The sequence below is a fragment of the Caulobacter sp. genome, from assembly GCF_039596335.1.
Classification (GTDB): Bacteria; Pseudomonadota; Alphaproteobacteria; order Caulobacterales; family Caulobacteraceae; genus Caulobacter.
Genome location: NZ_JBCNJZ010000008.1, coordinates 149,971 through 171,181, shown reverse-complemented (window position 1 = coordinate 171,181; position 21,211 = coordinate 149,971). Strand labels below are relative to the sequence as shown.

Annotated in this window: 25 protein-coding genes; 11 read left to right on the top strand and 14 right to left on the bottom strand. The window is 68.1% G+C overall.

Translation table 11 applies throughout. From position 1 onward, the window contains the following. The first annotated feature begins 71 nt into the window (after nucleotides 1-71). Genes ABDW31_RS18400 through ABDW31_RS18390 form a run of 3 tightly spaced genes read left to right on the top strand, consistent with a single transcriptional unit; the run spans nucleotide 72 to nucleotide 2,682 of the window. Nucleotides 72-1,226 carry a homoserine O-acetyltransferase gene (locus tag ABDW31_RS18400; protein ID WP_343699358.1) on the top strand — a complete coding sequence of 385 codons (1,155 nt, stop codon included), beginning with the start codon at nucleotides 72-74 and terminating at the stop codon, nucleotides 1,224-1,226. Nucleotides 1,227-1,231: 5 nt separating this feature from the next. Then, complete coding sequence (gene metW / locus ABDW31_RS18395) at nucleotides 1,232-1,906, top strand: methionine biosynthesis protein MetW (RefSeq protein WP_343699422.1); 675 nt, start codon at nucleotides 1,232-1,234, stop codon at nucleotides 1,904-1,906. Then, entirely contained in the window at nucleotides 1,903-2,682 is a 780-nt protein-coding gene (locus ABDW31_RS18390; RefSeq protein WP_184723229.1) for an endonuclease/exonuclease/phosphatase family protein, read from the top strand. Before metW ends, ABDW31_RS18390 begins: the two co-directional genes overlap by 4 nt. On the opposite strand, the gene ABDW31_RS18385 is transcribed toward ABDW31_RS18390, so the two are convergent. The 3 genes from ABDW31_RS18385 to ABDW31_RS18375 form a co-directional block, all read right to left on the bottom strand. Continuing rightward, nucleotides 2,639-4,150 (bottom strand): phospholipase D-like domain-containing protein, encoded by a 1,512-nt coding sequence (locus ABDW31_RS18385; RefSeq protein WP_184723232.1) that lies wholly within the window; start codon nucleotides 4,148-4,150, stop codon nucleotides 2,639-2,641. The genes ABDW31_RS18390 and ABDW31_RS18385 overlap by 44 nt on opposite strands. Before the next feature lie 113 nt (nucleotides 4,151-4,263). Next, the gene (locus ABDW31_RS18380) at nucleotides 4,264-4,608 is read right to left on the bottom strand and encodes a P-II family nitrogen regulator (protein ID WP_172273841.1); all 345 of its coding nucleotides are present in this window, start codon (nucleotides 4,606-4,608) and stop codon (nucleotides 4,264-4,266) included. A gap of 72 nt (nucleotides 4,609-4,680) precedes the next feature. After that, nucleotides 4,681-5,472: a class I SAM-dependent methyltransferase gene (locus ABDW31_RS18375; RefSeq protein WP_343699357.1), complete on the bottom strand. Its 792-nt coding sequence runs from the start codon at nucleotides 5,470-5,472 to the stop codon at nucleotides 4,681-4,683. Between the two features lie 67 nt (nucleotides 5,473-5,539). Here ABDW31_RS18375 and gloB point away from each other — a divergent pair, with 67 nt between their 5' ends. The 3 genes from gloB to ABDW31_RS18360 all read left to right on the top strand — a co-directional run bounded on the left by gloB (nucleotide 5,540) and on the right by ABDW31_RS18360 (nucleotide 7,375). After that, nucleotides 5,540-6,289, top strand: a complete 750-nt coding sequence (gene gloB, locus ABDW31_RS18370) for a hydroxyacylglutathione hydrolase (protein ID WP_343699356.1) — start codon at nucleotides 5,540-5,542, stop codon at nucleotides 6,287-6,289. A gap of 2 nt (nucleotides 6,290-6,291) precedes the next feature. Continuing rightward, on the top strand, nucleotides 6,292-6,747 hold the full coding sequence (locus ABDW31_RS18365; protein ID WP_343699355.1) for a cupin domain-containing protein: 456 nt from the start codon (nucleotides 6,292-6,294) through the stop codon (nucleotides 6,745-6,747). 187 nt (nucleotides 6,748-6,934) lie between these two features. Then, nucleotides 6,935-7,375: a hypothetical protein gene (locus ABDW31_RS18360; protein WP_343699354.1), complete on the top strand. Its 441-nt coding sequence runs from the start codon at nucleotides 6,935-6,937 to the stop codon at nucleotides 7,373-7,375. Here the strand turns inward: ABDW31_RS18360 and ABDW31_RS18355 are convergent. From ABDW31_RS18355 to ABDW31_RS18340, 4 genes are all read right to left on the bottom strand, one after another. Then, entirely contained in the window at nucleotides 7,372-8,361 is a 990-nt protein-coding gene (locus ABDW31_RS18355; RefSeq protein WP_343699421.1) for a substrate-binding domain-containing protein, read from the bottom strand. The genes ABDW31_RS18360 and ABDW31_RS18355 overlap by 4 nt on opposite strands. A 216-nt stretch (nucleotides 8,362-8,577) precedes the next feature. Next, the gene (locus tag ABDW31_RS18350; RefSeq protein ID WP_184723244.1) at nucleotides 8,578-9,372 is read right to left on the bottom strand and encodes a DUF4908 domain-containing protein; all 795 of its coding nucleotides are present in this window, start codon (nucleotides 9,370-9,372) and stop codon (nucleotides 8,578-8,580) included. Between the two features lie 132 nt (nucleotides 9,373-9,504). Then, entirely contained in the window at nucleotides 9,505-10,227 is a 723-nt protein-coding gene (locus tag ABDW31_RS18345; protein ID WP_184723247.1) for a beta-ketoacyl-ACP reductase, read from the bottom strand. A gap of 99 nt (nucleotides 10,228-10,326) precedes the next feature. Next, complete coding sequence (locus ABDW31_RS18340) at nucleotides 10,327-11,502, bottom strand: acetyl-CoA C-acetyltransferase (RefSeq protein WP_343699353.1); 1,176 nt, start codon at nucleotides 11,500-11,502, stop codon at nucleotides 10,327-10,329. A gap of 215 nt (nucleotides 11,503-11,717) precedes the next feature. On the opposite strand from ABDW31_RS18340, the gene phaR reads away from it, so the two are divergent. From phaR to ABDW31_RS18325, 3 genes are all read left to right on the top strand, one after another. Further along, a complete protein-coding gene (phaR, locus tag ABDW31_RS18335) occupies nucleotides 11,718-12,365 on the top strand; it encodes a polyhydroxyalkanoate synthesis repressor PhaR (protein WP_184723253.1) in 648 nt (215 codons plus the stop codon). A 66-nt stretch (nucleotides 12,366-12,431) separates the two neighbouring features. Continuing rightward, entirely contained in the window at nucleotides 12,432-12,761 is a 330-nt protein-coding gene (locus ABDW31_RS18330) for a hypothetical protein (protein WP_184723256.1), read from the top strand. Between the two features lie 85 nt (nucleotides 12,762-12,846). Further along, a complete protein-coding gene (locus ABDW31_RS18325) occupies nucleotides 12,847-12,912 on the top strand; it encodes a hypothetical protein (protein ID WP_184724251.1) in 66 nt (21 codons plus the stop codon). Between the two features lie 2 nt (nucleotides 12,913-12,914). Here the strand turns inward: ABDW31_RS18325 and ABDW31_RS18320 are convergent, their stop codons facing one another. Next, nucleotides 12,915-14,177 carry an acetyl-CoA C-acyltransferase gene (locus tag ABDW31_RS18320; RefSeq protein ID WP_343699352.1) on the bottom strand — a complete coding sequence of 421 codons (1,263 nt, stop codon included), beginning with the start codon at nucleotides 14,175-14,177 and terminating at the stop codon, nucleotides 12,915-12,917. Nucleotides 14,178-14,260: 83 nt separating this feature from the next. On the opposite strand from ABDW31_RS18320, the gene hemF reads away from it, so the two are divergent. Both hemF and ABDW31_RS18310 read left to right on the top strand, forming a co-directional pair. Beyond that, nucleotides 14,261-15,133, top strand: coding sequence for an oxygen-dependent coproporphyrinogen oxidase (gene hemF, locus ABDW31_RS18315; protein WP_343699351.1), 873 nt, complete (start codon nucleotides 14,261-14,263; stop codon nucleotides 15,131-15,133). Nucleotides 15,134-15,504: 371 nt separating this feature from the next. Then, nucleotides 15,505-16,572 (top strand): hypothetical protein, encoded by a 1,068-nt coding sequence (locus ABDW31_RS18310; RefSeq protein ID WP_343699350.1) that lies wholly within the window; start codon nucleotides 15,505-15,507, stop codon nucleotides 16,570-16,572. A 3-nt stretch (nucleotides 16,573-16,575) separates the two neighbouring features. Here the strand turns inward: ABDW31_RS18310 and ABDW31_RS18305 are convergent, their stop codons facing one another. From ABDW31_RS18305 to ABDW31_RS18280, 6 genes are all read right to left on the bottom strand, one after another. Then, nucleotides 16,576-17,220 carry an Isoquinoline 1-oxidoreductase subunit gene (locus ABDW31_RS18305; protein ID WP_184723267.1) on the bottom strand — a complete coding sequence of 215 codons (645 nt, stop codon included), beginning with the start codon at nucleotides 17,218-17,220 and terminating at the stop codon, nucleotides 16,576-16,578. Nucleotides 17,221-17,280: 60 nt separating this feature from the next. Further along, a complete protein-coding gene (locus ABDW31_RS18300) occupies nucleotides 17,281-17,979 on the bottom strand; it encodes a type 1 glutamine amidotransferase (protein WP_343699349.1) in 699 nt (232 codons plus the stop codon). Beyond that, entirely contained in the window at nucleotides 17,979-19,223 is a 1,245-nt protein-coding gene (locus ABDW31_RS18295) for a CCA tRNA nucleotidyltransferase (RefSeq protein WP_343699420.1), read from the bottom strand. Before ABDW31_RS18295 ends, ABDW31_RS18300 begins: the two co-directional genes overlap by 1 nt. Nucleotides 19,224-19,408: 185 nt before the next feature. After that, complete coding sequence (locus tag ABDW31_RS18290; RefSeq protein WP_184723272.1) at nucleotides 19,409-20,059, bottom strand: CoA pyrophosphatase; 651 nt, start codon at nucleotides 20,057-20,059, stop codon at nucleotides 19,409-19,411. Continuing rightward, the gene (locus ABDW31_RS18285; RefSeq protein ID WP_343699348.1) at nucleotides 20,056-20,619 is read right to left on the bottom strand and encodes a DUF1285 domain-containing protein; all 564 of its coding nucleotides are present in this window, start codon (nucleotides 20,617-20,619) and stop codon (nucleotides 20,056-20,058) included. Before ABDW31_RS18285 ends, ABDW31_RS18290 begins: the two co-directional genes overlap by 4 nt. 32 nt (nucleotides 20,620-20,651) lie before the next feature. After that, a complete protein-coding gene (locus tag ABDW31_RS18280; protein ID WP_343699347.1) occupies nucleotides 20,652-21,185 on the bottom strand; it encodes an N-acetyltransferase in 534 nt (177 codons plus the stop codon). Nucleotides 21,186-21,211: the final 26 nt, after the last annotated feature.

Sequence of the window (21,211 nt, the reverse complement as noted above, 5' to 3'; positions counted from 1 at the left end):
CCTCCATAGCCGTCCGTCGGCCTATCAGGAAGCCGGGTTGACACCTTCTTCGCCAAGCGCTCCAAGGCGACATGGCTGCGCTCGATCTGTTCACACCCGTCCTGTCCGGCGGGGGAACCTGGCGGTTTCCCGCGAACGAACCCTTGCGGCTCGATTCCGGCGGCATGATCGAGGGGCTGGAGGTCGGCTACCAGACCTACGGGACCCTGAATGCGGACAAGTCCAACGCCATCCTGATCTGCCACGCCCTGACCGGTGACCAGTACGTAGCCTCACCACATCCGACCACGGGCAAGCCCGGCTGGTGGCTGCGCCTGATCGGCCCGGGCAAGCCGCTGGATCCCGAGCGCCACTTCATCATCTGCTCGAACGTCATCGGCGGCTGCATGGGCTCGACCGGTCCCGGCTCGATCAATCCGGCCACCGGCAAGCCCTACGGCCTGACCTTCCCGGTCATCACCGTGCCCGACATGGTCCGCGCCCAGGCGATGCTGGTGAGGGCCCTGGGCATCGACACCCTCTTCGCGGTGATCGGCGGCTCGATGGGCGGCATGCAGGCCCAGCAGTGGGCGGTCGACTATCCCGAGCGGGTGTTCAGCGTCGTGGTGCTGGCTTCGGCTTCCAGGCACTCGGCCCAGAACATCGCCTTCCACGAGGTGGGCCGCCAGGCGATCATGGCCGATCCCGACTGGCGCGGCGGCGCCTATGCCGAGCACGGCGTCCACCCGGGCAAGGGCCTGGCCGTGGCGCGCATGGCCGCGCACATCACCTATCTGTCGGAACCGGCCCTGCAGCGGAAGTTCGGCCGCGAGCTGAAGCGCGACGGCCTGTCCTGGGGCTTCGACGCCGACTTCCAGGTCGAGAGCTACCTGCGCCACCAGGGGGCCAGCTTCGTCGATCGCTTCGACGCCAACAGCTATCTCTACATCACCCGGGCCACCGACTATTTCGACATCGCCGCCGCCCATGGCGGGGTGCTGGCCAAGGCCTTCACCGCCGCGCGCGACGTTCGGTTCTGCGTGCTCAGCTTCTCCAGCGACTGGCTCTACCCCACCGCCGAGAGCCGCCATCTGGTGCGCGCCCTGACGGCGGCCGGAGCCCGCGCCGCCTTCGCCGAGATCGAGAGCGACAAGGGCCACGACGCCTTCCTGCTGGACGAGCCGGTGATGGACGCGGCGCTGGAAGGCTTCCTGGCCTCGGCCGAACGCGATCGGGGACTGACGTGAGCGACATCACCATCCGCGAGGACTTCCGCGAGATCCTGCGCCTGGTGCGACCCGGCGCGCGGGTGCTGGACGTCGGCTGCGGCGAGGGCGTGCTGCTGGACCTGCTGGCGCACGAAAAGCAGGTCGACGCGCGGGGACTCGAGATCAGCGCCAGCGGCGTGGCCGCCTGCATGGCCCGCGGCCTGTCGGTCGTGCAGGGCGACGCCGACCAGGACCTGGACCACTTTCCCGACCGCTCGTTTGACTACGCGGTGCTGTCCCAAACCCTGCAGGCGACGCGCAATCCGCGCCACGTGCTGGACGAGCTGCTGCGCATCGCCGACCGGGCCATCGTCTCGTTCCCCAATTTCGGGCACTGGCGGGTGCGCTGGTCGCTCTTGAGCCGCGGCCGGATGCCCGAGACCAAGGCCCTGCCGCTGCCCTGGTGGGCGACGCCCAACATCCACCTGTGCACCCTGGCCGACTTCATGGCCCTGACGGCGGACCTGAACCTGCGCGTCGACGCCTGCGCCGCCTTCGCGGGCAACGGCCCGGCACGGTCGATGAACCCCACCGGCGCGCTGGAGAACTGGCGGACGGAAACCTGCCTGTTCATGCTCAGCCGCAACGGCGTGACGCCGATCCAAAAACTTCCCGAGGGGGAACTTCCGACGGCTTCGGGCGATCTCTTCGACGGATGAAGACGCTTCGTCTTATGACCTACAACGTCCACCGCTGCGTGGGCACCGACCGCAAGCTCGACGTCGAGCGTGTGGCCGAAGTCATTGCGGCTGAACAGCCGGACGTGGTGGCCCTGCAGGAACTGGACGTCGGCCGGCTCCGCACCCGCAGCGTCGACCAGGCCCACCGCCTGGCCGAACTGCTGAAGATGACCTTCCACTTCCATCCGGCCATGACGGTGGAAGAGGAGCTCTACGGCGACGCCATCCTGACCGCCCTGCCCGAGCGCCGGATCAAGGCCAAGGGCCTGCCCCTCTATCGACGGGTGCCGGGCCTGGAGCCACGCGGCGCCCTGTGGGTCGAGGTCGAGTTCGAGGGCCAGAAGGTCCAGATCATCAACACGCACCTGGGCTTGGTGCCGCAGGAGCAGAAGCGCCAAGCCGCCGCCCTGCTGGGCCCCGACTGGATGGGCGCCGACGAGTGGATCGCCCCCGGCATCGTGCTGGGCGACTTCAACGCCACGCCCTATTCGGCGACCTATCGGATGCTGCGGACCGCCCTGCGCGACGCCCAGGCGCCGACGCCGACCTGGCCACGCCCGGCCACGGCGACCTTCCCGTCCAACTTCCCGTTCATGCGCATCGACCACGTCTTCCTGACCAAGGGCCTGGAGACGCGCGGCGTGCGCTCGCCCTATGACGCGCGGGCCCGGGTGGCGTCTGACCACCTGCCGCTGGTGGTCGACCTGGAGATCACTCCTGCAGCCGCTCCGGAGGCAAGGGCGGCGGCTCGGTAAGCCGGGCGATATCCCGCTTCAGGCGCGCGCGGCGGCCCCACGGACGCCAGGCGTCGTCGGGGGCGATGGCGTCGCCCAGGCTCCAGTCGGCGATGAACTTCTCCACGCCGCTCAGCTTGCGGGTCGGCACCGGCTGCAGACGACGCGGCGGACCGCCTCGGACGTCCAATCTGTTGATCGCCGCGGCCAGGCCACCTTCCTCCTCCATGGCCGTCAGCACGTCGCCGGCCGAGCGGCCGATGAAGTGACCGACCAGGCGGCCCAGGAAGGCGCGGATCGTCTCGCGCTCACGATCCGAGTGGCCCTCCAGCGCCAGGTCGCACTCGCTGTCCAGGCCGATCGAGCGGTTGTTGAGATTGGCCGAGCCGATCCGCAGCACTTGGTCGTCGATGATCGTGACCTTGGAGTGGACGATGATCGGCGCGCCCTTTGGCGTGTGGGCGCTGAAGGCCGAGAAGCGCTTGTGGACGTCGACGGCGCGCAGGCGGTTGATCGCCGACGTGCGGGCGCTGTCCATGGTCATCTGGTCGAAATAGCTGGGGCTGCGCGCCGGACCGATGGTCACGACCTCGGGCCCATCCGGCTCGACCAGGCGTTCGGCCAGGGCTTCGACGATGATCGGTGAGGTCAGGTACTGGTTTTCCAGATAGATCAGCCGCCGCGCCCGCTTGATCGCCGCCAGGTGCAGCAGCAGGCACTCGATGACCTCGGGCCGCCCCTGCCAGGCTGCCGAGGTACGCGCCACCGCGATCGGCGTGCGGCGCAGGTCGGGGATCAGGTCCTCGGGCCAGGGCGTCTCCTCGGGCCGCTCGGGACGCTCGATCGGTTCGCCGCCGGACGCGCGCCAGCGGTCGATGAACAGGTCGGCCATCGCCTCGCCCGCCCGGCCGTCGACCAGCATCGCCACCTCGTGCCGGGGCGGATAGTGGCGCCCCGTGGGCAATCGGCGCAGCGGGTTGTTGTCCAGGTGACGCTGGTCGTCCCAGCGATCAACGCCGATGTCGCCGCCGCTGATCAGCGCCGAAACGCCGTCGATGATGACCGCCTTCTGGTGATGGCAGGCGCTGGCTGGCAGGGTCGCGTCCAGGCGGTACTTGACCCGCGAGCCGGCGAAGAAAGCCGCGCCGCGATGGGGACCGAACAGCTGGGCGGCGGCGATCGGGAACGGCATGTCCCAGGTCAACACGCGCACGTCCAGGGCCGGATTCAGCGCCGCCTGACGCCGCAGGATCAGGCCGATGCGGTCGGCGTGGGTCGGATCACGGCTCTTGCGCACCCGGTCGGGATCCAGGCGCGTCAGGGGGTCGAACACCCACGCCAGGATCCAGATCGACTTCTTGGCCGACAGGATCAGCGGCTTGAGCGCGTCGAACGTCTCGTCGTTGTCGATGAACAGGGCCGTACGGTCGGAGGGTTCGACCCGCCAACAGTTGTAGCCTGGTTGGAAGACGGAAGACCGTGGATCCATGTCGCCCCAAACGCCCGCACACTCACGCCCGTGACATTCGAGAACGCGCGGAACCGTTTATGGCTCCGCTTGGATATCCCGTCGCGTGAAAAGCGGCGCCTTAAGGGGCAGGATCAACCGGCGATGGCGGCGGCGTCGCGCTCGCCGGTGCGGATGCGCAGGGCTTGCTCCAGGTCCATGACGAACACCTTGCCGTCGCCGATCTTGCCGGTGTTGGCCGTGCGCTGCAGGGCCTCGACGACGGGCTCAAGCACGTCGGTCGGCACCGCGATCTCCAGCTTGACCTTCGGCAGCAGCTTCACCTCGTACTCGGCGCCGCGATAGACCTCGGTCTTGCCCTTCTGTCGGCCATAGCCGCGCACCTCGGTGACGGTCAGGCCCGACGCGCCGGCCTCGGTGACCGCCTCTAGCACCGCGTCCAGGCGGCTGGGCTTAATCACGGCGACGATCATCTTCATGGCGCGGCTCCCGCCTCGAAACGGTTGTTACGGATACAAGCTAGGCGTCCGCGCGCTTCGCTCCAAGCCCGATCAGTCCTCGCGACCGCTCGGCGCCTGATGAACGGGCGCCGAATGTCGCTCGGTGTGGCGTACGGGCGCCGGTCCCGCCGGGCTGGGCAGCAGGACACCCGGCGCGAAGACCCGCGCCCGGGCCCGATGTCCGCGCGGCTTAACCGCGAAGGTCTGCTTGATGGCCTCCATCAGGATCACCCCGGCGAAGCGCGGCCAAAGACGGGCGCCGACCTGCTCGAAGCCCTCGGCCCAGCCAGCCATGGCGTTCACTGGCGGCACATAGAGCGCGCGGGTCCAGCCGGCCGGCTCCAGTTCGGCCTCGCGGATCAGGCTTTCCAGCTGGCTGCGGCTGTAGGGACGACCGTGGCCGAAGGGCGTCCCCTCGGCCCCGGTCCAGACGCCGTCGCGCGACGAGACCGCCACGATCAGTCGCCCCGTGGGGGCCATCACCCGACCGATCTCGGCCAGCAGGGCGGCCGGGTCGTCGGCCTCCTCCAGGGCATGGACGGCCAGCACGCGGTCGAACATGGCGTTGGGCAGAGGCAGGCTGGTCTCCTCGACCAGGCAGGCCTGGTTGCGGTGACCGTGCGGCCAGACCTCGACGCCCTGCTGGGCCGGCATGGCGGCGACCACCCGGCGAGCGTTGGTGCGGGCCTTGTCGAGGAACGGGGTGGCGTAGCCGACGCCCAGCACGTCGAGATCGCGCGTGTCGCCCCAGGCCTCGTCCACCTTGCGCGTCAGCATCGTCCGCGCCGCGCGCCCTAGGGGGGCGGCGTAGAAAGCGCGCAGGTCCAGCACGTCGCGGCGCATTGAGTCTCCCAAGGCACAGGGCCATCTTTGTAGGCGCGCCAGGGCCGGCGCGATAGAGCAAGCGCCGATGACCCTTACTGTTCACCAGTTCCCCTGCCTCTCCGACAACTACGGCTTCCTGATCCGCGACGAGGCCAGCGGCCAGGTCGCCACGATCGATACGCCGGACGCCCAGGCGATCCTGGCCGAGCTGGACAAGCTGGGCTGGAAGCTCGACCTGATCCTCAACACCCACTGGCACCCCGACCACGCGGGCGGCAACGAAGCCCTGAAGACCGCCACCGGCGCGACCATCGCCGGACCGTCCGAGGTGACCCGCATCGCGCCGCTGGACCGCGTGGTCCGCGATGGCGACGTCGTGATGCTGGGCGAGACCCGGTTCGAGGTGATCGACAGCGGCGGCCACACCCTGGGCCATGTCGCCTATCACGACGCCGCCGACGCCCTCGCCTTCGTCGGCGACACCCTGTTCGCGTTAGGCTGTGGCCGACTGTTCGAGGGCACGGCCGAGCAGATGTGGGGCTCGCTGGCGCGCCTGACCGCCCTGCCCGACGCCACCACGATCTACTGCGCCCACGAGTACACCGCCAGCAACGCCCGCTTCGCCCTGTCGGTCGACGACGACCCGGCTCTGAAAGCGCGCGCCGAGCAGATCTTCGCCGCCCGCGAGCGCGGCGAGGCCACGGTGCCGACCACCATCGCCGCCGAGAAGGCCACCAACCCGTTCCTGCGCGCGCCGCTGCTGCGCCCGGACGCCGCTTCGCCCGCGCAGGCCTTCGCCGAGATCCGGGCCGCCAAGGACAGCTTCAAGGGGTGACCGTGCACGACAAGGCTATTTCCGGCGACCTGGGCGCCAAGGAAATCATCCGGATGCTGGACATGGCGCCGCATCCCGAGGGCGGCTGGTACCGTCGCACGTTCGAGGACGCCCCGGGCCCAGACGGCCGCGCGCTGTCGACTTGCATCTACTATCTGCTCGAGGCCGAGCAGATGTCGGCCTGGCATCGGGTCGACGCCGTCGAGACCTGGCACTGGTACGCCGGCGCGCCGATCTCGATCAGCCTGTCGCCGCCGGACGGTCAGGGGGTCACCGCTCACGTGCTGGGTCCCGACCTTCGCGCCGGCTGTCGGCCGCAGGTCGTGGTGCCGACTCTGTGGTGGCAGACGGCGGTCAGCCTGGGCGCCTGGACCCTGGTCGGCTGCACCGTCGCACCCGGATTCCGATTCGAAGGATTCGAGCTCGCAGCGCCGGACTGGAGACCCTCAAGTCGCTGAAATGGCGCCAGAATTTTACAATCCACAACCCTTGGCTGGATTACTGCGCTGTCAGCCCGCGTCAGTTCGTCGCAGTGGCTCAATAAGGGTACCCATAGTGGGCAACTTGGTCGCATGGCGTCGGTATCTGCACCGTGCAATCCTTTTCACGTCGCGGTGAAATGCCGGCCAGGGGAACCGAGTACGAATGTCTGAAGAGTACGCCAATGCTCGCTCAGCGAGCCGTTACGCGACGGATTACATCCTGCGCTGGGTCGAGATCGCCAACGAAGTTCACGGATCCGATCTGCTCTATGCCTTGGTCTTCACTACCCTCTGGGCTGGCAACTGCTCGCACATCCGCGGCGGCCTCTATGCCGACGTCGATGACATTCCGCCCGACCACGAGCGCCGCCCCCTGACCGTGCGTCAGGTCGCCGACTCCCTGGGCCTGCCCTACGAGACCGTGCGTCGCCGCTTCGTCGAGATGCTGGAGCGCGGCATGGCCCAGCGCGTCGGCCGCGAAGGCTTCATTGTGCCGCAGTCGGCCCTGTCCAAGCCCGAGGTCGTGCACGGCCTGCGCCGCTCGCACATCAGCCTGACCCGCTTCCTGAAGGAACTGAAGACGATCGGCGTGGAAGCGGCCTAGACGCTGCTTTCGCGGACGACCAGACGCACCGGCGCCAGGACGCCGGTCGCGTCCTCGCCCGCCATGCGCCGGAACAGCAGGTCGACCATCGTCCGCGCCCCGACCTCCAGGTCCTTGCGCACGCTGGTCAGCGGCGGCGTCGCCAGCCGTCCCGGGACGCTGTCGTCGAAGCCGACCACCGCCACGTCGCCAGGCACGCTGCGGCCCGCCTCGGCCAGGGCCCGCATCGCCGCCAGGGCGATCACGTCCGACCGCGCGAAGATGGCGTCGATGGCCACGCCCCGCGCCAGGAAAGCGGTCATCGCCGCGTACGCCGCCTCGGCGCCCTGCGCGGTGGGAACAACCAGCGCCGGATCCGGTGTCAGGCCGGCCTCAACCAGCCCCTTCTGATAACCCTCGAACCGTCGCGCCGCTTCGGGCGTGTCTGCCTCGCCCAGGAAGGCGATGCGCCGACGACCGCCGGCGGTCAGGTGCTCGACGGCCAGACGGCCGCCCTCGGCATTGTCGCCGCCCACGCCGCAATAGCGCTGGCCGGGCAGCGGGGCGCCCCAGACCACCATCGGCCGATAGGTGTCGGCGACGCTGTTGAGCGCCGCCTGCTGGGCGCTGCGGCCGATCAGCAGCAGGCCGTCGGCGCGATGCGACTGGATGATCCGCTCCAGCCAGCCGGCCTCCTTGACCACCACCTTGTTCAGCAGCACCGAATAGTTACGCAGGGTGATCTCGTCGGCCAGACGACCGACCATCTCCAGCAGGAACGGGTCGGCGATCAACTGCCCGGCCTCGTCGGCCAGGGGGATGATCACGCCGATGGTCTCGGTCTTGCGCAGGCGCAGGGACCGCGCCGACTGGTTGACGACGTAGCCGTGGGTCTGAGCGATCTGGACGATCTGGTCGCGCAGGGTCTTGGGGATCAGGGGATTGCCGGCCAGGGCCCGCGACACGGTCGAGATCGACACCCCCGCCATCCGCGCGATGTCGGCCATCTTCAGGCGACCGCGTTCCGGCGCCTCGGAGAGGTCGGGACTGTCCATGGTATTACAATACAACCCTGAGCACACACGAACAGCCACGTTGGCGTCGCAGGACCCGCGGTAGAGCGCAGGCGACAACAACAACGAGGCCGGGAAGAGCGAACATCGCTATCCGAAGCCGATTAATGCCTCTTTAGACTTTATGGTTACGCTTGCGGCAGCCGCTGTTCAGCGGTTCATGACCTTGAAGATCCGCTTCGAGGACGGCCGTCCCGCCAGGCCTTCGCCGGGCGCGTAGGTCACCACCAGCGATCCGTCCTTTAGCTGGGCGCTGGGCTTGCCCCCTTCGGTCAGCAGCACCCGCAGAACCCGCGACAGCAGGGAGCGATCCTTGCGAGCCGCGCGCTCGAACGCCTCGGCCGCCAGGCTCGCGGCGTCGGCGATCAGCACCGAGGTCTCGGGCCGAGCGTCCTGTAGGGTCTCGAACGGCACCTGGCGCTGGGCGGCGCGGCTGGCGCGCACGCTGGCCTGGCCCATGCGCTGGTAAAGCGCCACCGGCGACAGCATGACCGGCGGCTGGATCGACGCCGCTCGCCCCGACAGCGCCGCGGCCACGCCCATGGGCGCGTCGTCGCCGTACAGGATCATGCCGCCCAGCTTGGTGATCCGCAGGACGGGCTCACCCAGGTCGTTGCGATAGATGACGTCGCCACGCGAGGCCGGCTGGCGCGACAGCACCCAGACCTCGGTGCTGTTGTCGAACTTGATCAGGGGACGGGAGGCGGCCTGGTCGAAGATGAAGGCGCCGCCGCTCTCGGAGACGTAACGGGCGACGGGAGGCGCGGGAACACGACGCGCCTCGGCGGCGCCCTTGTGGCCGAGCAGGGCGTCGCGCAGCGAGTGCGGCAGCTGCTGGGCGTTCGCGCTGCCTGGCCACAAGGGCGCCGCCATGAGCATCAGAGCCGCGATCGCGAGGGCCGTCCCGGCCCCAAGCTCGCTCAACTCCGCCTTACAGAATTTCATGCGATCCGTACTGCTCGCCGAGTGGGGCGAATCTTGGACGGGTTAAGGTCCATCCCCCGAAGCAGGGCGCATGAGGCCAAAACGCCACAGCGACCGTCAAGCCCAGCTTCGGAGGAAAACGCTTTCAGGCGGTTAAGCCATGTACTGGCCGCCGTTCAGGCTGAGCGTGGCGCCGGTCACAAAGCCCGCGCGCTCGCCGGCCAGGAACGAGACCATGTCGGCGATCTCCTCGCCCTTGCCCAGGCGACCGACGGGGATTCCGCCGATAATGCCGGCCAGGACGTTTTCCGGCACCGCCGCCACCATTTCGGTGTCGATGTAGCCGGGGCAGATCACATTGACCGTCACGCCCTTCTTGGCGTTCTCCAGGGCCAGGGCCTTGGTGAAGCCGATCAGGCCGGCCTTGGCGGCCGAGTAGTTGGTCTGGCCCATCTGGCCCTTCTGGCCGTTGATCGAGCTGATGTTGACGATCCGGCCCCAGCCGCGATCGCGCATGCCCTCGATCACAGGACGGGTCATGTTGAAGGCGCTGTCCATGTTGACCCGGATCACTTCGGACCACTGCTCGTAGGTCATCTTGTGCAGCATGCCGTCACGGGTAATGCCGGCGTTATTCACGAGGATGTCGACGGGGCCCAGCTCGGCCTCGACCTTCTTCACGGCCGCCTGGCAGTCTTCGAAGTGGCCGACATTGCCCTTCACCACCATGACGCCCAGCTCCTTGGCGCAGGCCTCAGCCGCCGCCTCATTGCCGGAATAGCCCGCAGCCACCTTGTGGCCGTCGGCGATCAGCCGCTCGCAGATCGCCCGACCGATGCCGCGGGTGCCGCCGGTCACGAACGCAACTCTCGTCATATCTGTCTCCCGGATATTCTTATGGTTGCGCCGGTCCGCGCACCCCCTACCGGAAGGTAGGAGCGTGCGGTCACGGCTAAGGTTGCGTATCGAAAGGTATCAGATGGCCTCGACGCACATGGCCACGCCCATGCCGCCGCCAACGCACAGGGTCGCCAGACCCTTCTTGGCGCCCGAGCGCTTCATCTCGTGCACCAGCGTGGTGAGGATCCGCGCGCCCGAGGCGCCGATCGGGTGACCGATGGCGATGGCGCCGCCGTTGACGTTGACCTTGGCCGGGTCGAGGCCCAGCTCGCGGACAACGCACAGCGACTGGGCGGCGAAGGCCTCGTTGCTCTCGACCAGGTCGAGGTCCGAAACACTCCAGCCAGCCTTTTCCAGCGCCTTCTTCGAGGCCGGGATCGGGCCGGTGCCCATGATCTCGGGATCGACGCCGGCATTGGCCCAGGAGGCGATCTTGGCCAGGGGCTTGAGACCGCGCTTGGCGGCTTCGTCGGCGCTCATCAGCACCAGGGCGGCGGCCCCGTCATTCAGGCCCGAAGCGTTGGCGGCGGTGACCGAACCGTCCTTGGTGAAGGCCGGGCGCAGGCCCGACACGCTTTCCAGCGTCGCGCCGTGGCGGATGTACTCATCCTTGTCGACCACGGTGTCGCCCTTGCGGCCCTTGATGGTGACCGGGACGATCTCGTCGTCGAACTTGCCGGCCTTCTGGGCGGCCTCGGCCTTGTTCTGCGAGGCGACGGCGAAGTTGTCCTGGTCGGCGCGGGTGATCTGCCAGCGGCTGGCGATGTTCTCAGCCGTCTGACCCATGTGATAGCCGTGGAAGGCGTCCCACAGGCCGTCCTTGATCATGGTGTCGACGAACTGCAGGTCGCCCATCTTCTGGCCGCCGCGCAGGTTCTGGGCGTGCGGCGCCTGGCTCATGCTCTCCTGGCCGCCGGCGACGACCACCTTGGCCGAGCCGTCGGCGATCTGCTGGGCCGCCAGGGCCACGGCGCGCAGGCCCGAGCCGCACAGCTGGTTCAAGCTCCACGCCGGGCTCTCGACCGGCACGCCGGCCTTCACGGCGGCCTGGCGGGCGGGGCCCTGGCCGGCGCCGGCCTGCAGCACCTGGCCCAGGATCACTTCGTCCACGTCGGCGGGCGCGAGACCCGCGCGGGAGACCGCGGCCTCGATCGCGAGCTTGCCCAGCTCGGCGGCGGGCAAGCTGGACAGCGCCCCGTTGAACGAGCCCACCGGCGTGCGGGCGGCGGAGACGATGACGATGTCGCTCATGCGGATAGCTCCCGTGACGATCTGATGTGACGCCGTCTGGTTCGTGGCGTCACTTCGCAGTGCAACACCAGCCTTGCATGCCCGAACCACGTTCGTCACGGCCACATTTTCACGGGTTGGCGACGCTTCCACGACATCACCCTACTGGCGTCATGGCTTTGCATTAGCGATAGTGCGATGCGAAAAGGCGGACGAAGCCGCATCTAGGGAACGAAATGTCCGAGAACCCTGAAAAAGGCGAAACGGCCACCGGCGGCGAGAAAGCCTCGGCCCAACGCGTGATCATCAAGAAATACGCGAACCGTCGCCTCTACAACACGGCCTCGTCTTCTTACGTCACTTTGGAACACCTGTCGGACATGGTGAAGGAAGGCGTCGACTTCGTGGTCTACGACGCCAAGACCAATGACGATATCACCCGCTCGGTCCTGACCCAGATCATCTTCGAGGAAGAGAACCGCGGCGGCGGCCAGAACCTGCTGCCCATCCAGTTCCTGCGCCAGCTGATCGGCTTCTACGGCAACTCGATGCAGGCCTTCCTGCCGTCGTACCTGGAGATGTCGCTGGAGAGCTTCGCCAAGCAGCAGGAGCGCCTGCGCGGCCAGCTGTCGACCATGGCCCCGGGCAAGATGCCGGGCATGGGCGTCTACGAAGAGCAGATCCGCCAGAACATGGCGCTGTTCGACCGGGCCATGAAGATGTTCTCGCCGTTCGCCTATGTGCGCCCGGAAGACGCCGCGGCCGCCCAGGCCGAGCCGCCGCCTGCGCCGGCCGCCCCGTCCAGCGACGACTCTTTGGCGGACCTGAAGCGCCAGATGGAAGCGATGCAGGAGCAGTTGGCCAAGCTGGCCAACAAGCCTTAACCCCAACCGGTTCTTAACCAAGCCGATCCAGGCGTTCTTAACCGTCCCCGTTCTAGGTTTCCGACCATGAACGACCCGATCGATCCCATTCGACGCTCCGGTCCCGCACGCCGCGCTCTGCCGGCGCCGCGGGACAAGTCGCGTCCTGAGACCGAAGAAGAGGTCGTGTTCATCGTGGAGGAAGACGCCCCCCCACCGCGCACCGAACCGCCGCCCCGGCGCGAGGGCTTCGCCGCCTTCGCCGCTCACGTCATGGGTCAGTCGGGTCAAAAGCGCGGCCTGCGCGGTGGGCAGGAAGTGCTCGACACGGCCAGATCGACCTATCTCGGCACGGAATATTCCGGCCCGGCCGACCGCCGTCCCAAGGCGGGCCTGCTGAAGAAGACCAACATCTAGGCCCGCACGGGGTTCTTGGCGGAACCCACGGGCTGGCGCGGTTCTTGCTTAAGCGTTGATGAACTCAACGCTGTGAGCGCCCATGCTGTCCCTCGCCATCCGCATCTTCGACGTCACCGTCGTGGCTCTGATCTTCACGGCTTTGACGTAGGCTCAGGCAGACTCCAGCAGCATCATCGTACCCTGGCCGCCGTCGGCGCAGATGCTGACGATCGCCCGCTCGCCCTTGGGGCGGGCCGCCAGCTCCTTCACCGCCTGGCTCAGGATCCGCGCGCCGGTGGCCCCGAACGGGTGACCCAGCGCCAGGCTGCCGCCATTGGGGTTCATCCGCTCGTGCGGGAAGCTGCCCATCGGCGCGGCGACGCCCGCCTTCTCCGACAGGAACTGCGCGCTCTCCCAGGCGGCGATGTGCGACAGCACCTGCGCGGCGAAGGCCTCGTGGATCTCCCACACACCCACATCGGCATAGGTCATGCCGTTGCGCGCCAGCATGCGCGGCACGCCATAGGCCGGCGCCATCAAGAGACCCTCGTGGCGCAGGTCGATCGAGGTGACCTCGTAGTCGACGATCTTCACCTTCGGCGTCTCGCCGGGCAGGCGGTTCATGCCGTTCTCCGAGCCGACCCAGATCGCGGCCGCCCCGTCGGTCAGGGGCGAGGAATTGCCGGCCGTCAGCGTGCCCTTGCCGCTGGTCTTGTCGAAGGCGGGGCCCAACTTGGCCAGCTTCTCGGGCGTGGAATCCTTGCGCGGGATGGTGTCGCGCTGGGTCTCGCCCACCGGAATGACCAGGTCGTCGAAGAAACCGCTCTCCCAGCCCTTCACCGCGTCGCGATGGCTGGCATAGGCGATGGCGTCCTGGTCGACGCGGGTCAGGCCCCATTCCTTGGCGGTGATCTCGGTGTGCTCGCCCATCGACAGACCGGTTACGCGATTGGCGACCTTGGGAATGAACAGGCGCACGTCCTTCAGGTTCAGAGCGCCCAGGGCCGCCAGGCGCTGCTGGCCGGTGCGCGCGCCCTGGAACTTGCGGATCCAGTCCGACAGCGCCACCGACAGGCCGATCTGCACCCGGCTCATGCTCTCGACGCCGCCGACCAGGGCGAGGTCCCGGCCGCGTCCGTCGATCATGCCCGCTGCCTCGATCGCGCCGATCATGCTGGTCGAGCAGGCCATGATCGTCGAGAAGGCCGGAATGGTTGGGTCGGCCCCGGCGTCCAGCAGCACCTCGCGCGCCAAGTTGCTCCATGTCAGGTTCGGAATGACCGTGCCCCAGACCGCGAAGTCGGGCCGCGCGCCTTTGGCTAGCATCGCCTTCACCACCGGCACGGACAGGCCGATGGCGTCATAGTCGGCCAGCGCCCCCTCGACCTTGGCGAAGGGCGTGCGCACGCCCGAGGCGATCCAGACATCAGTCATCACAAGAACTCCGAAGGACGGAAACCTCGACCTATATGGGATCGCCTCTCGCCTCTTGTCGAATATCGGCTTAATTGCGCGCCATGAGCAGCGATCACGACCTCGACACCAAGAAATCCCGCGCCAAGGCGTGGTTCGAAAGCCTGCGCGACCAGATCTGCGCGGCGTTCGAGCAGCTCGAGGACGAAGCGCCCGCCGACCTCTATCCCGGCGCGCCCGGCCGCTTCGAGAAGAAGCCCTGGGACCGCGCGGCGGGCGGCGGCGGCGTCATGGGCATGATGCATGGCCGCCTGTTCGAGAAGGTCGGCGTCCACGTCTCGACGGTGCACGGCAGCTTCACGCCCGAGATGGCCAAGAACATGCCCGGGGCCGGCGAGGATCCGCGCTTCTTCGCCACCGGCATCAGCCTGATCGCCCACATGGTCAGCCCGCGCGTGCCGGCCGTGCACATGAACACCCGCTTCATCGCCACGACCAAGAGCTGGTTCGGCGGCGGCGGCGACCTGACACCCCTGCTGGGCTATCAGCGCCAGCAGGACTTCCCGGACGCCGTCGACTTCCACGCCGCCTACCAGCGGGCCTGCGACAAGTACGATCCGACCTGGTACGCCAAGTACAAGGCCTGGTGCGACGAGTACTTCTTCCTGCCCCACCGCAACGAGCCGCGGGGCATCGGCGGCATCTTCTACGACCACCACGACAGCGGCGACTGGGACCGCGACTTCGCCTTCACCCAGGACGTCGGCCGGGCGTTCCTGGAGATCTATCCCGACCTCGTCCGTCGCCGGATGGGCGAGGCCTGGACGGCGGAGGAACGCGAGCAGCAGCTGGTCCAGCGCGGCCGCTATGTCGAGTTCAACCTGCTGTACGACCGCGGGACCATGTTCGGCCTGAAGACCGGGGGCAATGTCGAGTCGATCCTCAGCTCGATGCCGCCGACGGTGAAGTGGCCCTAAGGGCAGCATTCACCTCAAACCATGGAAACCCAGAACCGGTAAACGATTGCGAACGGTGTTTTTCGAGCAAGAAACGCCCATCTCGCCCCTAGACCTTGGTCTAGAGGTTCGCGCTCCGTTCCACCTCTTAAAGGTCTGATTAGCCGTCATTCCCCTAGGGCATGGCGCCTGAGTTCAAGACCGATGAGCGCCCTCCCGCCTCCCGCCCAGCCTCGACGGCGCGGGACGGTACGACGCCCACGCCCCTGACCTGAGAACCCGCGCGGCGTCGCGCGCCGCGGTGTCGTGAGACGCCGCGCGCGATGACACGCGTCCCTCCGATGCGTCGCCCGTCCGGGCGGGGCGCGGGCCATCTTGCAAGAGGACTTTCCGTGAAGACGACGCATCGGTGGATGATCGCCAACGCCCTGGCCGCATTGGCCGCTGCTTGGGGCCCGATGGCGTCGGCGGCGACCGGGGCCCAGGCCGGCGCGAACGTCAACAACACCGCCACGGTCGCCTACAGCGTGGGGGGCATTCCGCAGGCGCCGGTCAGTTCGAACACCGCCAGCTTCGTGGTCGACCGCAAGGTCAATCTGACGGTCGCCGAAGTCGGCGCCGCCGCGACCCTGGTGAGCTTTGGCCAGACCGACCAGGTCACGACCTTCACCGTCACCAACACGACCAACGCAACGCAGGATTTCCGGCTGTTCGCCCTGAACACCACCCTTGGCGTCCAGACCCAGCTGGGGCGGGTCGACAACTTCGGCGTCAACAACATCCGCGTCTTCGTCGATGGGAACGGCAACGGCGTCTATGACGCGGGCTTCGACGTCGCCACCTATATCGACGAGCTGGCGCCAGACGGGACCAAGACCGTCTTCGTCGTGGCCGACATCCCCGCCTCGGGTCCTGCCGGCGGCGTCGCGGGCGTGGAGCTGACCGCCGTCGCCGCGACGGGCGGCGCGGGCGGCGTGCTGGGGGCGGACCTCGTCCAGAGCCTGGTCGACAATCCCACGCAGATCGACACGGTCTTCGCCGACGCCGCCGGCTATGCCGATCTCGTCCGCGACGGCCGCTTCAGCGCCAGCGACGAGTACGACATCGCCGCGCCGACCGCCCAGGTCATCAAGACCGCCGTCGTCATCAGCGACCCCTTGAACGGCGTCCTCACGCCCAAGGCGATCCCCGGCGCGGTCATCGAGTACTGCATCCAGGTCAAGAACATCGGATCCCAGCCGTTGACGGGCGTGGCGGTTACCGACGCCATCCCGGCGGACACGACCTATCTGGCCAACAGCACCTATGTCGGTGGCAATGTCCTGCTGGGCGCCTGCCTGTTTGACGGGGCCCAGGCCACCGACGCCAACGTGTTCAACGGCGCGCGCGTCGCGACCACGATCGCCAACATCGGCATCGGGGCGACGGTGACGACGCGCTTCCGCGTTACCGTGAACTGATCCCTAGGCCTTCGGGCACTTCGCGCCGGTGTCGATCCACGCCTTGATCAGTTCGCCGAACTGAGCCTGGGTGCCTGGGGCCGGCGTGCGCCCGGCGCCGGGGTTCCAGCCCCAGCCGACCAGGTGGTCCTCGGCCATGTGGTGGTGGATCTGGGCCATGGTCTTGCCGCCGTTGCGGGCGGGATCCTTCAGCTGGGCGCAGATCTGGCCCAGGCTCTTGCCCTGCCAGGCCATCTCGGCCGGGGCCAGGGCCCATTTCGGATCGCCGGGGATGCTCTTGATGTTCTGGCCCCAGGTTGGGACGTTGGCCTCGCCATGGCACGAGAAGCACGGCAGGCCGGCCGGACCATGGCCGCTGTCGCCGGCCTTCATCGGCGGATTGTGCGGGTGCAGATCATCGCCTTGCGTCGGGGCGCGCTCGACCGGGTGGCAGTTCAGACAGCGCGGGCTCTGGATCACCTTTCCGGCCTCTGTGAACAGGGCAACCGAGCGCGCGCCCGGATCCTTGATCGACTGGAAGCTGGCGGCGGTCTTCAGGGTCGCGGCGGCCGGCTTCGACGCCGTCTCCGGCGCGGCCTGGACGCTAGCCACGACTGCGCCAGCGGCGGCCAGGGTTCCGGCGAGGATCACCACGGTAGCAACGCGCATGAGAAATCTCCCGGATGTCGGCTGTCTGGGATGTAGGTCAGGAAACGTTCGAGCTTGGCCTCAGGTTGCCTGCGCCAGGAAACGGCCGATCCAATCCGCCAGGCGATCGCGGTCGTTGGGCGCGCCCAGGCTGGCGATGGCCGCGTCGGCCTGCTCGTCGGTGAACCGCGTGCCGCGCCGAGCCTCTATCAGGGCCTTGGCGTAGGCCGGCGAGAACTCGGGGTGGAACTGCATTGAGATCGCCTTGGCGTCGTCATAGGCCAGGATGCCGTAGGGAGTGAAGGCGCTGCCGGCCAGCACCCGCGCGCCCTCCGGCAGTTCGACCACCTGGTCCTGATGCGAGCCCGGAACCGACACGTGGCGGGCGTCATCCATCCACGGCGCATGCTCGGCGACCTCATAGGCCTGCAGGCCCACGCCCCAGCCCTTGTCGGATTTCTCGACCTTGCCGCCGAACGCCTCGGCCATGATCTGGTGGCCGAAGCACACCCCGACCATCGGCGTCTCGCCCTTGGCCGCCCTCAGGAACGCCTTCAGCGGTTCGATCCACGGCAGCGGGTCATAGACGCCGGCGGCCGAGCCGGTGACGACATAGGCGTCGTTCTCGGCCGGATCGGCCGGCAGCTCGCCCTTCTGCACGTCATAGACGCGGTAGGCGTGATCGCCGCCCAGCAGCGCCTCGAACATCGAGGCGTAGCTGCCGTACTTTTCCAAGAGGTCGCCCGGCGGTTCGCCGGTTTCGAGCAGGCCGATCCGCATCAGTAGACCATCCCTTGGGCGACTGCTTTCAAGCGCTCGATGGCGCTGAACTTGTCCTCGATGAAGTCCTGATCGATCCACCAGATTTCGATCTCGCGCATCACTTCCCCGACCATCGGGCCTTTGGGCACGCCGGCCTGCAGGATCTCGTCGCCGCTCAGCGGGAACGTCGGCGGGTTCCAGGTCTCGGCCAGGGCCAGCAGGGCCCGCCATTGCGGCGCGGTCGACGGACGACCCGAACCGGCCCAGGCAAGCTTGACCCGATCGCAGAAGGCGCGGACGCCCAGGCCGTAGACAGCGCGGCGGGCTTCGCGCGGGCTCATCCACGATACGACGCGCGGATTCTTGCCTACAGCGTCGACAATCCGATCACGGACGTTATTGGGTAGGCGCAGGCGCTCAGCCGTCTCTGCTGCGATCTTGGCGTCGTCGGGGATCAGGGCCGCCAGGCGCAGCACCGGGTCGTTCTCGAACAATTGCTCGGTCTCGATGCCCACCAGGGCCTCGAAGCGAGCCAGTGACTTCACCGACGGCAGGATCGAGGACAGCACCCCGGTGGCGGACATCAGCCGGAAGGTCGGGCGCGGATCGTCCGACGCCAGCATCTTCATCAACTCTTTCTGGGTGCGCTCGGCGGCGCGGCCCGAGACCATGCCCTTCAGCGCCTTGCAGGCGGCCAGGGCCTTCTGGTCGGCCTCGCCCTTGCCGTACCAGGCCTGGAACCGGAAGAAGCGCAGGATCCGCAGATAGTCCTCACGGATGCGGGTCATCGGATCGCCGACGAACACCACCTTGCCATCGCGGGCGTCGTTCACGCCCTCGCCGGTCGGATCGTAGATATGGCCTTCCAGGTCGGCATAGAGCGCGTTGAAGCGGAAATCCCGCCGCTCGGCGTCCTGGCTCCACTCCTGGGTGAAGGCCACCACCGCCCGGCGGCCGTCGGTCGAGACGTCCTTGCGCAAGGTGGTGATCTCATAGGGCCGACCGCCCGACAGCGCCGTGATGGTGCCGTGATCGACACCAGTTGGAATGGCCCGCAGGCCCGCCTGCTCCAGGGCGTCGATGATCAGGTCCGGCGTCAGGGTGGTGGCGATGTCGATATCGTCCACCGGCTTGTTCATCAGCGTATTGCGCACACAGCCGCCGACGAAGCGCGCACAGCCCGGATAGCCGCGCGCCTCCAGCGCCGCGATCACCGCGCGCGTCTCCGGTAGCGCCATCCACGGCGGCGCGCCGATCGTCATAGTCTCCAACGCCTGACTCCCACCCACGCGTTCGGAGTCGGCGAACGCTGCCGCCGTACTCCCAAGTCCTTCTGAAGGGACTGTCATCGCATTTCAGATGCTTCCACCTGAAAGGACAGACCCGATCCCCAAATCGGGGCGATAGTTAGGGCAGGAGCGCCCGACTCCGCCAGAGAGGAAACGCCTTACTCGCCGGCGGAATCGTGCAGGCGCTCGTAAAGCGACCGCAGCATCCCCGCCGTCGCGCCCCAGATGAAGCGGTCGTTCCACGGCATGGCGTAGAAGTTGCGCCGCTCGCCGCTGGGCGTCTCGCGATGCTGGCGCTGGTGGTTGGCCGGGTCCATCAGGAAGGCGAACGGCGTCTCGAAGACGTCGGCCACCTCCTCGGGACTGGGCACGAAGGTCGCCTTCGGATCGATGAAGCCGACTACCGGCGTGACGTGGAAGCCGGTCACCGTCTGATAGCCGTGAAGCAGCCCCGCCACCGTGACGAACGACGGGTCCAGGGCGACCTCCTCCTGGGCCTCGCGCAGGGCCGTGCCCCACGGCGTCTCGCCCGGATCGCAGCGACCGCCCGGAAAGGCGATCTGGCCGGTGTGGCTGCGCAGGGTGTCGGCGCGGCGGGTCAGCAACACGGTCAGGCCGTCGTCATGCTCGATCAGCCCCACCAGAACCGCGGCCGGCCGCAGGGCGTGGGGATTGTCGAAGGTCAGGCCCGGATTGAGGTCGAAGTCCGACTTGATCGGATTCGCCAGGCTGGGGTCGTAGTCGGCGATCGGGTCCAGGCGGTCGCCGATCCAGGCCCGCAGGTTCTGCCCCTTTAGATCCGGGATCATGCGATGTCCGCTCCGGGCGGAGCGATCGCAAACACTGCGCCGTTCGAGCTGACGCCCCACGCATCCCCGTTCAGCGTCGCCATCTCGGCCAGCTCGTAGAACACCGGCCGGGCGATCAGGGCCTCCAAACCGCGGCGCACGTGCAGATAGGGGCGCGGCTCACCGGTCGCCGGGTCGATCTCGACGCGGATGGCGTTGTCTGGGCCGGCCTCGACGGTGTCGCCGACATTGGTCTGGAAGACCAGGGCGTCGCCCTCTCGATCCACGCGGGTGGCGATGAAGGGCGCGTCCTCGACGACGATCTTCATCTTCTCGACCGGCGTGACCAGGTGATAGCCGTCCGGGTCCAGCCGCAGCACGGTCGAGAACAGCCGCACCAGGGCCTCGCGGCCGATCGGTGTGCCCTCGTGGAACCAGACCCCGTCCTTGCGGATGCGGATGTCGATCTCGCCGCAGTGCGGCGGGTTCCACAGGTGGACCGGGGGCAGGCCGCGCGCGCCCGCAGCCTTGGCCGCCTGGGCGACGCCTTCCAGTCCAACTTTGGGGGAAACGTCGGTCATCCCCGATCAGTTAGGCCCTTCGGTCCCCCGGCTCAAGCGCGGGGATCGATCGCCACCAGACCCGACAAACCTTCGTCGCCGCCTTGACGCAGGGGCAACAACAGCACCCGACGCTGGTCCACGGGACCCGGCATGACGACCCAGGCGGTGTGGGCGTTGTTGAAGCCGACGCGGCCGAAATAGGGCCCGTCGCCGACCAGCAGCACGGCGCGCCAGCCCGCCGCGCGGGCGGCATCGACGGCGCTCTCGACCAGGGCTTGGCCCAGGCCGGCGCTGCGCTCGTCCGGATCGACGGCCAGCGGCCCCAGGAACGCCACGCCCTCGCCGCCGATGGTCACGGGCCACATGCGGCAGCAACCGACCGGCTTGTCGTCGCGCAGGGCCACGAACGAGCAGTCCGGGAGCAGGGTGTTGCCCTCGCGCAAGCGCTCGGATGACTTGGCGAAGCGGCCCGGGCCGAAGACCCGGTCGATCAGATGGGTGACGGCCGCCTCCATCGCCGGGGTCTCGAGGACCAGCGACGGATAGGCGGGCGCGGAAGAAACAGAGGTGGAAACGGAGGTCATCGGCCTTCGAAGTGCGAGAGACGTCG